A 12,239-nucleotide genomic window follows, 5' to 3' on the forward strand; every position below is an offset into this window, starting at 1 on the left:
ATTTTGTCCATTTTCATGTGAGAAAAATTTTTCTAATTATTAGTGGAGATTTTCTTCATCTCCACTAATAATTAGCCCTCGCCAATTGGGTAGTTAATCCCCCACCTAAACGCTTTGGTTACTCATCAGTTTGAGGTTAAGGTATTACTGCCCATTAGTGCGGGATAAAGCTCTTTATTAATATTCATCTTCACGGAAACCAAGATCGCGAAGATGGGACATTTTATTACGCCAATCTTTTTGCACTTTTACCCATACCTCTAAAAATACTTTTGAACCGAGAAGTGATTCGATATCAAAACGAGCTCTCTTCCCAACTTCTTTCAGCATCTTTCCTTGCTTCCCGATAATAATTCCTTTTTGTGATGGACGCTCTACAATAATTGTCGCATTTACATAAACTGCTCCGCCTTCACGCTTTTGAATCGCATCGATGACAACCGCTACCGAGTGAGGTACTTCCTCGCGTGTTAAGTGCAGCACTTTTTCACGAATAAGCTCCGAAATAATAAATCGTTCCGGATGGTCCGTCACTTGGTTTTCTGGATAGTATTGCGGTCCTTCTGGTAAATATTTTTTAATTGCTCCAATTAACGCTTCAACATTGTTACCATCTAACGCTGAAATCGGTACAATTTCTGCAAAATCATACAGCTTACGATATTGATCAATTAATTCTAGCAATTTTTCCGGATGAACTTGGTCAATTTTGTTGATCACTAAAAATACAGGTTGCTTTGTTTCTTGTAATTTTTCAATGATAAACTCTTCACCACGACCATAACCTTCAGCTGCATTGACCATAAATAAAACAATGTCAACTTCTTTTAATGTCGTTTGAGCCATCTTCACCATAAAGTCGCCTAGCTTATGCTGTGGCTTATGTATTCCTGGCGTATCAATAAAGATTACCTGCGAATCATTTTCTGTATATACACCTTGAATTTTATTACGTGTTGTTTGTGGTTTGTCACTCATAATCGCAATTTTTTGACCGATAATACGGTTTAAAAATGTTGATTTCCCCACGTTGGGTCTTCCGATAATGGAGACAAAACCTGATTTATAACCTTTTCTATTCATGTAAATCCTCCGCTAAAAATGCTCCTGGTAACAATTCTCCGACTGTCGTCTCTTCTATGTCACCATTTAAATTTGATAAGTATACTTTCGTATCCTGTTTACATAATTCTACCATAACTTGACGGCACGCTCCACAAGGAGGTACCGGACGTTTTGTATCCGCTACAACCGCGATTGCTGCAAATGCTGTATCTCCTTCAGAAACCGCTTTAAATAAAGCTGTTCTTTCTGCACAGTTACATAATCCGTATGACGCATTTTCAACATTACACCCACGGTATACTTTTCCCTCTGCTGTTAATAAAGCAGCCCCAACTTGAAACTTAGAATACGGTACATACGCCTGTTTCCGTGCTTCGATTGCTTCTTGAATTAATTCTTTATTGTTCATACTCTCGCGTCCTTTCCGTTCACGATGTGAAAAGTTAAAGAGGATATTCAAAAAGTCCGGTAAAGATTGCCGCCCTATTTCTTCGTTACGTTGCCACTCCGGTACTCATGTAGTTCCATCTACACTCCGTATCCTCCTGGCTTCCGCGCCTCGAACTACTCGGCTCTCTTTATCCTTCTTTTTGAACATGCACTTAAATTGAAAACTTCCATCAGTGGCGATTTTAACGCCCTCCCAAAGCGTTATAAAGGCTTTGGAATGCAACTATACCATATAAGGCAAAAAGATAATAGCACCAATTATAACGGCTATAACTGCAAATAATAACACTGCACCTGCAGCAACATCCTTAGCAATTTTAGCAAGCGGTTTAAAATCCCCTGTAGCTAAATCGACTGTTTTTTCAATCGCTGTATTTATCATTTCCAAACTCATTACAATTCCAATCACAATTAATAATATAAGCCACTCTAGTGTCGTGACATGGAAATAAAAGCCGCAGCATATAACAATAACTGCGGCCAAACAATGAATTTGCATATTTCGCTCATGACGAAGGCAAAAGAATATACCCGCTATGGCATACCCAAAACTATTTATAAGTTTTCCTTTTTTCATCTACCTAATCCAAAAGCCTGTAAAATTTCTTTTTGCTTTCCAAACATTATCTTTTCATCTTCTTCCGTCATATGGTCGTATCCAAGTAAATGCAGAAATCCATGCAACGCTAAAAATCCTAGCTCACGATCAAAGGAATGTCCATATTCTTCAGCTTGTTCTTTCGTTCTTGGAATCGAAATAATAAGATCCCCTAGCATACGGGGCATTTCCACACCGACAATTTCTATTTCACCTTCACCCATATCTTCCATCGCAAAGGAAATAACATCTGTTGGCTGGTCTTTATCGCGATAGTCACGATTGATTTCTTGAATGCGTTCATTATCAACAAATGTAACAGAAAGCTCTGTTCCATCTTCTATATTTTCCATTTGCGCAGCTTTCTCTAGCAATTGCCCAATCATGTTCACATATTCTTCTTTTACTTCTTCTGTTTCATCAAAAAAATCAATTAATAAACTCATTCTGTCACCTTTTCTTCCGGCAGTTCCGGATACTTAATACGAGAATGGAAAATTCCATTTAATGTTTCACATAATGTTTTCCCAACAATTTGTAATTCTTTAAATGTCAAATTACATTCACTAAATTGTCCATCCTGCAAACGATCTTTAATGATACTTTGAACCAAATTATTAATCTGCTCTGGTGTCGGTCCATTCATAGAACGTACTGCTGCTTCTACACTATCCGCAATCCCAACGATAGCGGATTCTTTTGATGTCGCTTTTGAACCTGGATAACGGAACATTGCTTCTGTATATTTTTCTTTATCTTCTTTTATTGCTTTATAGTAGAAATATTTCAGTAATGTCGTCCCATGATGTTGCCCTGCAATATCGATAATCTCTTGCGGGATATGATGTTCTTCTAGCATTTTCACTCCATTTGTAACGTGAGCTATAATAATGTCTCTACTCGTTTCAGGATCCAAATTATCATGCGGATTCTCAATGCCCATTTGATTCTCAATAAAGAAACGCGGCTGCAACGTTTTACCAATATCATGATAGTATGCACCAACACGTGCTAACACACCATTTGCACCAACAGCCTCACAAGCCGCTTCAGAAAGGTTGGCAACCATCACACTATGATGATATGTTCCTGGTGCTTCTAATAAAATTTTACGAAGGAGCGGATGGTTTGGACTAGAAAGCTCCATCAGCTTCATACTCGAAACAATTCCAAGACCACTCTCTAAATATGGTAAAATTCCCATGGCTAAAACGGATGAGATAATTCCGGAAGCAGCAGCCATTAATAATTGCGATCCAATTTCAAGAGGCGAAAAATTACCATTACGTATTAATAATAACGCTGCCAACACAACTACATTTAAAACAGACACAAGTATACCTGCTTGTAAAATCATTGTGCGTCGATTTTTTTCTCGCAAAAAGATACTAACAGATAAAGAACTTAGCAAAACATAGATTCCAACATTGTAATTCAGCGTACTCGTCACGCCTTCGTTAAACAAGATACTACCGCACACTGAGAAAATCACACTCGTTATGAAAACAAAGCGATCGCCAATCATTAGCTTGACAAGTATGGTCCCCATTGCAACCGGAGCAATATAAGCGATACCAGCGTATTCTAATTTTTGAAACAAACTAATAATCTTCATCAATACAACTGTAATTGCTACAATTGTTGTATAGGCTAAAATATATGGTTTTTCTTCTCTTTTTAATTTTAAAAACGATTCAAACTGCTTATGCATGAAGAATAAGAGTACACCAATAAAGAGTGCTAATCCTACAAATGGTTGGAATGTATTCCCTTGTTCAAGTAGCCCCACTAATTTCAACTGATCATACACTTCTCTTGTAATTGTGTCGCCTTCCTTCACAAGGATTTGCCCTTGAAGAATATAAACTGGCGCAACTGCGTCTTCTGCTAATTTTTTCTGTTCTTTTGTAGAAGTTGAATCATAGAAATAATTTGCTGTAATTGCATATTTCCCAAGCACGTTAAGCGCTTCTTTTAAATCGCTACTCACATTAACATTGCTTATTTCAGTAACAAAACGTTCTCTCGCATCATTTTCTTCGTCCATTTTAATATGTGAAGTCATTATACTATTAATTGCTGTCACCGCTGCATCCCTTGCCAATGTCAACTGATCCGGTTCTGCATTCACAAAATTTAATAAGACTGAATCTGACAAGCTTTTTGTTAAATCCGTAGGCAATTTCTTTTTCAACTTTTCTAATCGGTCCGCAGCAGAAATCTTTTTCTGTTCATCAGGACCAGTAGCCTTTATCTCAGCATCTACTTCTTTTATCGCATCAAATACAGAATTTACAATATCGACTTTATTTTGCTTGTAATCACTTCGATATGTATATTGATCCTCAACCTTTTGAGCTGCTTCTCTCTTCTTCTTGTCCGTCGTTACTTTATCTTCAATTTTGACAGGAGAGTGGATTGTTTGTTTTGAAATAGATAGCATTTTAACATCTAGTTGTTCTGGTTTTACATTGTTCATCAGTGCAAAAAACAACACTGCCCCTAATAAAATGTAAGAAATCCAGCTTAGTTTTTTCGAATGTTGTATATTACGAAACCACTTAGAAATTTCTTGAGACCTTGACATGATTGCAATACCTTCTCCTCTCCAGACATAAAGTGAAACTTCCTTCAGTATAAATTTTCTCCATGTCCTACCGCAGGTTAGCCCTCACCAATCGAGCTCATAGATACAGTTATCTCCTACCATACCTCTTTGAGCGGGAGCTTTACTGCCCGTTAGTGCAGGGACCATTCTTTAATGATAGTAAAAAACAAGCTATTCGCCAACCTTTTCATTTATCTCTAACATACAAAAAGAAATGATCCTTTCAAATAGGATCATTCCATTTTATCATATGCCTCGATAATACGCTGCACAAGCGGATGCCTTACAACATCGGATTGTTCCAATTTAACAAATGAAAGACCTGACACGCCAGATAATACAGTTGCCGCAACTGACAGTCCAGACTTTACACCTTTTGGTAAGTCGACCTGCGAGGGGTCTCCCGTAACAACCATTTTCGAACTAAAACCTAAACGAGTTAAAAACATTTTAATTTGGGCCCCAGTTGTATTTTGCGCCTCATCTAAAATAACGAAAGAATCATCTAGAGTCCGGCCTCTCATATATGCAAGTGGAGCTATTTCTATTGTACCTCTTTCCATCATTCGCTGCGTGTATTCTTGCCCAAGAATATCATGAAGCGCATCATAAAGCGGACGTAGGTATGGATCTACTTTTTCTTTTAAATCACCTGGTAAAAAACCTAAACTTTCTCCAGCTTCTACAGCAGGTCGTGTTAAAATGATTTTTTTAACATAGCCTTGTTTTAACGCACGCACAGCCATTACCACAGCTAAATACGTCTTCCCTGTACCAGCAGGGCCTATTCCAAATACAATATCATTCTTCTTCATCGCATGAATGTATTGCCTTTGTCCCATCGTTTTCACACGAATCGATCTGCCCTTTGCTGTTTTAAAAATTTCCTCTTCGTATAATTCTTCAAAATGAGCTATTTTTCCTTGCCGCCCAAGTTGAATTGCATATACTACATCCCGTTCAGAGATTGACACACCTTTACGAATAACAGCAAGGAGTTGCTCTAATATCCCTTCAACAAGGATCACAGCTTCATCCGTTCCAGATACACGAACAGATTCACCTCGGGTTACAATAGTTACAGCAAGTTCTCGTTCCATTACTTTTAAATTTGCATCGTTTACTCCAAACAGAGCAATTGCTTCATTATGGTTCTCTACTTGTTGATTCATTTCTACTAATTGTTCTGCCATTAGTCATTCTCCTTGAATATCGGATTCAGATATCGGTTGTGGCTCTGCGATATTTTCAATCACTGTATAATGTAATGCTACTCTTAGATGACCTGCCTCAACCTCTTTATGCAAAATCTTGTCACTTACAATCATAGCATGTTCATCCAATTTTTTCTTTAGTTCTTTTTCCCCCATCTCTTTTGCTTCTCGCATCGCTTGTTTTTCTGTATATTCACGGTTCACTTCTTCCTCTTCGCGCACAATTTCCTTCTCATAGGAAACAGGTAGTGTAAAACCAAAAAGTTTTACATCATGCTTCACTTTTTCAGTGCGAGACCGCTTATACTTATCATGCTGAAATCCCCATATTTTTATTTTAGCACTCCCAAATCGAATATAATGTTCATTATATGAATTTCCTGTATACACTTGAAATGTTGTGTTCAAAGGAACTGTCACTTCAGACTTGTACCAAGTTTCCCCAAATACAATCCCTTTTGCAGAAACAATTGTTGGATTCTCACTATTTCCGTACACCCCTGATACAAGAAGTTGTCCTTTTTGTACATAATCATTTTTCATTACAACCGATTTTCCTATTTCCACAAATGTTTTTGTGATAACTGCCTCTTTTTTTGCAACTAAATTTTGTGGTTTCTGTTCTTTTTCCTTCTCTGGTTCATTTTTTTCAACTATTTTAAAGTGATATGTTGTCCCTTTTATCTCTAATCCAGCCCATGTAATTGCATTAATATTATCCGTCAAATGACGCTGAACATCTTCTACACTAGGCATTTGAAATTGCAGTCTGCCTTTTTTCACTCCCATTTTGTCCAATTCTTTCATGAGAATATATTCTGTTTCTGGCTTTGCCCCTGTAATTTCAATTTTCCATACCATATTCGATAACACTATCACACCGAAAAAAAATATGAGAAAACCAATTAGAAAACCGCTATTCCGCAGCAAACGTTTATTCCAAAAAGGGAATCCGTAACGACCAATAAAATATAACTTACATTCATTTTTTCGATAAATCGGCCTCAGCCGCTTCACATCACGAAGTAATATACAAAATACCAATGTATCTTCCGCAACCTTCTTCACATCCCACACAAGCAAGTTTCTGCGCACACACTCATTAATAAAGCGTTCCGCTCCCCTGCCTTCAATCCGCACTTTTACATACCCAAGCCATCGTGTAAACCATTGATTTTTCATCGCTCGCCCCCACTATTTTTCTAGAGAAGGTACAGAATCTATTCAACGCTTACCTGCACCCTCTTCACTTTCCCATACTCAAATAAAGTGAACCTTTAATCAGTGGGAGGGCTTCATCCCCACTGATTATTAGCCCTGACCAATCGAGCTTTTACGAGCAGTTTATCCCCCACCTAACTTCTTTGCCTTTTGCTGAACTTTGAGGTGGTGGTATTACTGTCCGCGAATAGCGGGATAACTAGTAAGAAGCAAAACAAGAAGAAAAACACACTAGCCGCATGCACTCATTTCATTCAAATATCCCCAACTCTTACGAGTAATAAGCCCTACATCAAAATGCAGAGGAAACAACGAAGTTAGAAGGAGAATAGCTTCTAATTGATGAAAGCCAACAACAAATTTAGGATGAATCGGCACCCACTACTTCTGGACGTTTCACTTTATTTATCTGTCTTCTCATTTTCTAAAAACGTCACTTGTTCAATTATCCCTTCCAGCAAAAGCTCTTCCGGCAGAATCGTTTTTATAACAAATGACTGTCCTTTAATTAATAGTTGCCCCTGCTTTAATAACAATCGGACTTCTCTATCTGTAAACACTAATAACCCTCGATGATTTTCTATATAAATATGTACTTGCCCGACAAGGGTAATACGAGGTAGATCCATTAGTACATCCACTGGTAGGTCTATCTGCTTTGTAAGCCAATTTTTCATTTGTAATATTTTCTTCATCCCCAAGACCCCCCTCTCATCCCATATGTATGAAAAAAGAACTTGTAATATCACGTCCAAACAGAAAAAAGCATAAAAAAGCGTCTCATTTCTCATGAGACGCTTTTTTATGCTAATAGCTGTGAAACAAGCTTATTTACTAGTGATCCGTCTGCTTTGCCTTTTACTTTCGGCATAACAGCACTCATCACTTTACCCATATCAGCTTTAGAAGCAGCACCAACTTCAGAAATAGCTTGCTTGATTACGCTTGCTAATTCTTCTTCCGTTAGTTGCTCTGGCAAATACGTGTCTAAAATCTGAATTTCACTTTTCAGTTTATCAACAAGGTCATCACGACCAGCATTTTTAAATTCAAGGAGGGAGTCCTTACACTGTTTTACATGACGAGTTAAAACTGTTAATTCCTCTTCTTCAGTAAGAGGGTGTTGCAGTTTAATACTTTCATTTTGCAAAGCAGCCTTAACCATACGAATGACGGTTAATTTTTCTTTTTGTTTACTCTTCATCGCTTGTTTCATATCATCGTTTAAACGACCGAGAAGACTCATAACTTACACCCTCTCTTAGAACTTACGCTTTCTTGCCGCTTCAGATTTCTTCTTACGTTTTACACTTGGTTTTTCATAAAACTCGCGTTTTCTTGCTTCAGCAAGTGTACCAGTTTTAGAAACCGATCTTTTAAAACGGCGAAGTGCATCCTCCAAAGACTCGTTTTTACGAACGACTGTTTTTGACATTCTCTTTCCCTCCCTCCGAAACATCACACTTACATACTAAATTCAGCATGCAAAAAGAAACACTTCTTCAGCATGTCTTTTACGATTATAATACATTTTGTCACTTCAGGTCAACTATTTGGCAGAATAAAAGAAGAGCAAGTGCTCTTCTTTTTTCAAAATACATACATATAAAAGATAAAAATCTATTACAATGTAACTTGATTTTGCACAAATATCCGGATTTCTTATACAAAAACAAAAAGCTCTCTCTATATGAAAGGGCTTTTGACTTTGAAACCAAATAATCACTTTTACATGATTCAGAACACAAGAAGGCAAAGAACGCCTTCTGCGCGAAAGAACTTTAGCCGCTGGGACTGAAACAGTCGGATTCGCTTTTAAACCTACCCAGCTACAGTGCCTAGACCCTCGTGTCAAAGAGCCTTCCACACAAGAAAGAACCTTGCCTGTCGGGTGTTCCAATGCCCTCCGATTCTGAACGAGCGGCTTCCGCTTTTAAATCTATCCAGTTCCAGCGGCTAGAACAATCGGTCGTTTCACTCTTTCCTACGAGGCAAAAACGCCTCTACGTCAAGAGCTCCAACGTCCTCATGTTCTAATCGAGCCGCTTACACTTTTATTTTAATAATCAGTCGTTGCTGTTTTCCCACTTACAAGTGCTACGCCAGCACTTGTACCGATGCGCGAGGCACCTGCTTCTACCATCGCATCCATGTCTTGTCCATTACGTACGCCGCCAGATGCTTTTACACCGATTTTCGGTCCAACTGTTTTTCTCATTAGTGCTACATCTTCTACTGTCGCACCGCCTGTTGAGAAACCAGTTGATGTTTTTACAAAGTCTACGCCCGCTTTTACAGAAAGTTCACAAGCACGAACTTTCTCTTCATCTGTTAATAGACATGTTTCAATAATTATTTTTACAAGCGCTTTTCCTTTTGCAGCTTCTACAACCGCGCGAACATCACGCTCTACTAACTCATCATTTTTATCTTTTAATGCACCAATGTTAACTACCATATCAACTTCCGTTGCACCTTTTTCAATTGCATCTTTTGTTTCAAATGCTTTTGTTTCTGGTGTACTTGCTCCAAGCGGGAAGCCAATTACTGTACAAACTTTTACATCTGTACCTTTTAATATTTCAGCTGCTGTTTCTACCCAAGTAGGATTTACACATACAGAAGCGAAGTCATGTTGCTTTGCCTCTTCACATAGCGTAACAATTGCTGCTTTTTTTGTATCCGGTTTTAGTAATGTGTGGTCAATTAATTTTGCATAGTTCATTCTTAATATGCCCCTTTCTCCACCAACAAGCTTTTATACCTGTCGGTTGTCTGACGACCATAAACGTTAGCATTATATCATAAAAAATTGTGATTTCATATCTTAACTTCTCCACCAAAGAAAAAAGCATGCAAATCCTTTTTATTTGCATGCTTTTTCATTACGCACTTGCTGATTCTTTTTTATTTGTATCTTCAAGAACACGAACAAATTGCGCTTCATTGTATGGATAACCAGCTTTTGTAATTTTCACTTTTACTAATTGACCAATTAATTCTTCAGATCCTTCAAAGACAACTTTTAAATAGTTATCTGTATACCCTACATATAATCCTTCACGATCCGCTTCTTTAAATGACTCTTCTGGAATAATTTCAAGAACCTCTCCTTCAAATTGAGAAGCATATTCCTTCGCTAACTGATTAGATAATTCAATTAAGCGGTGTACACGATCATTTTTTACATCTTCAGGAACTTGATCATCCATACGTGCTGCTGGTGTTCCAGTACGTTTTGAATAAGGGAAAACGTGAAGTTCAGAGAAACGATTTTCTTTAATGAAATTATACGTTTCCATAAACTCTTCTTCCGTTTCACCAGGGAAACCAACGATTACATCTGATGTAATTGCTAAGCCCGGTAACGCTTCTTTTAATCGATCTAAGCGCTCTTGGAAAAACTCCATCGTATATTTACGTCGCATACGTTTTAATACCGTGTTAGATCCAGATTGTAACGGAATATGCAAATGACGTACAACTGTTTCAGAATCATTTAACACTTGAATCACTTCATTTGAAATTTGGCTCGCTTCGATTGAAGAAATACGCAGACGTTTTAAGCCGTTCACCTGCGCTTCCATATCTCGAAGTAATCCAGCTAGGTTATAATCTTTCATATCTTCTCCGTACCCACCTGTATGAATCCCTGTTAAGACAATCTCTTTATAACCAGCGTCTACTAATTGCTGTGCTTGGTGGATTACTTCTTTACCATCACGAGAACGCATTAAACCACGCGCCCAAGGAATGATACAAAACGTACAGAAATTATTGCAACCTTCTTGTATTTTTAAAGATGCACGTGTACGGTCAGTGAAGTATGGTACATCAAGTTCTTCGTATACACGCGTTTTCATAATATTACGGACAGCATTGATTGGCTGACGTTCTTTACGAAACGCTTCGATATACCCTAGCATTTTTTCACGATCTTGCGTACCAACAACGATATCCACACCTGGGATCGCCATAATTTCCGCTGGAGATGTTTGTGCATAACAACCTGTTACACAAATAACCGCATCTGGATTTTGACGTACAGCACGTCTGATTACTTGGCGACTTTTTTTATCCCCAGTATTTGTTACTGTACATGTATTAATTACATACACATCAGCTTTCTTTTCATATTCAGTCCGCTCATAACCACCTTGTTTAAACAGTTGCCAAATTGCTTCTGTTTCATAGTGGTTTACTTTACAACCTAACGTGTGAAACGCAACAGTTGCCATCGATAATCACCCCATTAATTCAAAATGATACGAAGCAGCACTTAACGCGTAAAGCGGTGCCGTTTCTGTTCGTAAAATCCTTGGTCCTAAACTACATGCTACAAATGTATGTTCACGAAGCGCAGAAATCTCTTCCTCTGATAAACCACCCTCTGGGCCAAATACAAGCAATAGTTTTTGACCAGACTCAAGTTTCGCTAAAGCTTGCGCAAAGTTAGATTTCTCACCTTGTTTTGCCTCTTCTTCATACGCAACAAGACAAACATCATAATCATTACTCATCGCAAGAAGCTGTTTAAATGATACGGGGGCATATACATCCGGAATTTCACTTCGATGTGATTGTTCTGCTGCTTCTTTCACAATTTTTTTCAAACGCTCAACTTTTTTATCTGCTTTTTTTGCATCCCATTTTACAATAGAACGAGATGCTTGAAATGGTAAGAATGCGGCCGCTCCAAGCTCAGTTCCTTTTTGAAAAATTAGCTCAAGCTTGTCTCCTTTTGGCAGTCCACTTGCAATCGTCACGAACACCGGAAGTTCGCTTGACATCTCTACCCATTCTACAATAGCCGTATCCACAAATTCACTGGTAATTTCAGCAATTGTACATCTTGCTGTTTTCCCGTTAACACAGCAATAAACGTAATCTCCTGCTGACATGCGCATCACTCTGGCAATATGATGTACATCATCACCTACAATACGAATGCTTGCATCATTTACATGTCTCTCTTCTACAAAATAACGTTGCATCTCATCACCTTAGTAGAGTTTCGTTCCTTTCGTAAGTATTCACTTACGAAAGGAACGAAACGTTATCATTTTTACATAACAAACGGCAA

At 38.1% G+C, this 12,239-nt stretch carries 13 protein-coding genes; all 13 read right to left on the reverse strand.

What is annotated here, in order from left to right; genetic code table 11:
- Positions 1-177: 177 nt before the first annotated feature.
- The 13 genes from era to QRE67_RS20170 all read right to left on the reverse strand — a co-directional run bounded on the left by era (position 178) and on the right by QRE67_RS20170 (position 12,150).
- Entirely contained in the window at positions 178-1,083 is a 906-nt protein-coding gene (gene era, locus QRE67_RS20110) for a GTPase Era (protein WP_286121976.1), read from the reverse strand.
- Positions 1,076-1,474 carry a cytidine deaminase gene (locus QRE67_RS20115; protein WP_286121977.1) on the reverse strand — a complete coding sequence of 133 codons (399 nt, stop codon included), beginning with the start codon at positions 1,472-1,474 and terminating at the stop codon, positions 1,076-1,078. The genes era and QRE67_RS20115 overlap by 8 nt, the downstream gene beginning before the upstream one ends.
- 264 nt (positions 1,475-1,738) lie before the next feature.
- The gene (locus QRE67_RS20120) at positions 1,739-2,092 is read right to left on the reverse strand and encodes a diacylglycerol kinase family protein (protein WP_286121978.1); all 354 of its coding nucleotides are present in this window, start codon (positions 2,090-2,092) and stop codon (positions 1,739-1,741) included.
- Positions 2,089-2,559 (reverse strand): rRNA maturation RNase YbeY, encoded by a 471-nt coding sequence (gene ybeY, locus QRE67_RS20125; protein ID WP_286121979.1) that lies wholly within the window; start codon positions 2,557-2,559, stop codon positions 2,089-2,091. Before ybeY ends, QRE67_RS20120 begins: the two co-directional genes overlap by 4 nt.
- Positions 2,556-4,700, reverse strand: a complete 2,145-nt coding sequence (locus QRE67_RS20130) for an HD family phosphohydrolase (RefSeq protein WP_286121980.1) — start codon at positions 4,698-4,700, stop codon at positions 2,556-2,558. The genes ybeY and QRE67_RS20130 overlap by 4 nt, the downstream gene beginning before the upstream one ends.
- Before the next feature lie 254 nt (positions 4,701-4,954).
- Positions 4,955-5,914 carry a PhoH family protein gene (locus QRE67_RS20135; RefSeq protein WP_286121981.1) on the reverse strand — a complete coding sequence of 320 codons (960 nt, stop codon included), beginning with the start codon at positions 5,912-5,914 and terminating at the stop codon, positions 4,955-4,957.
- Between the two features lie 3 nt (positions 5,915-5,917).
- On the reverse strand, positions 5,918-7,117 hold the full coding sequence (gene yqfD / locus QRE67_RS20140) for a sporulation protein YqfD (RefSeq protein ID WP_286121982.1): 1,200 nt from the start codon (positions 7,115-7,117) through the stop codon (positions 5,918-5,920).
- A gap of 440 nt (positions 7,118-7,557) precedes the next feature.
- Entirely contained in the window at positions 7,558-7,851 is a 294-nt protein-coding gene (yqfC, locus tag QRE67_RS20145) for a sporulation protein YqfC (protein WP_286121983.1), read from the reverse strand.
- A gap of 107 nt (positions 7,852-7,958) precedes the next feature.
- On the reverse strand, positions 7,959-8,402 hold the full coding sequence (locus tag QRE67_RS20150) for a GatB/YqeY domain-containing protein (RefSeq protein ID WP_286121984.1): 444 nt from the start codon (positions 8,400-8,402) through the stop codon (positions 7,959-7,961).
- 15 nt (positions 8,403-8,417) lie between these two features.
- Positions 8,418-8,591 carry a 30S ribosomal protein S21 gene (rpsU, locus tag QRE67_RS20155; RefSeq protein ID WP_000048061.1) on the reverse strand — a complete coding sequence of 58 codons (174 nt, stop codon included), beginning with the start codon at positions 8,589-8,591 and terminating at the stop codon, positions 8,418-8,420.
- Positions 8,592-9,215: 624 nt separating this feature from the next.
- Positions 9,216-9,881 (reverse strand): deoxyribose-phosphate aldolase, encoded by a 666-nt coding sequence (deoC, locus tag QRE67_RS20160; protein WP_286121985.1) that lies wholly within the window; start codon positions 9,879-9,881, stop codon positions 9,216-9,218.
- Positions 9,882-10,041: 160 nt separating this feature from the next.
- Positions 10,042-11,394, reverse strand: coding sequence for a tRNA (N(6)-L-threonylcarbamoyladenosine(37)-C(2))-methylthiotransferase MtaB (gene mtaB / locus QRE67_RS20165; protein WP_286121986.1), 1,353 nt, complete (start codon positions 11,392-11,394; stop codon positions 10,042-10,044).
- Between the two features lie 6 nt (positions 11,395-11,400).
- Positions 11,401-12,150: a 16S rRNA (uracil(1498)-N(3))-methyltransferase gene (locus QRE67_RS20170; RefSeq protein ID WP_286121987.1), complete on the reverse strand. Its 750-nt coding sequence runs from the start codon at positions 12,148-12,150 to the stop codon at positions 11,401-11,403.
- Positions 12,151-12,239 lie beyond the last annotated feature (89 nt).

The sequence above is a fragment of the Bacillus sp. DX3.1 genome (assembly GCF_030292155.1).
In the GTDB taxonomy this organism is placed as follows: domain Bacteria; phylum Bacillota; class Bacilli; order Bacillales; family Bacillaceae_G; genus Bacillus_A.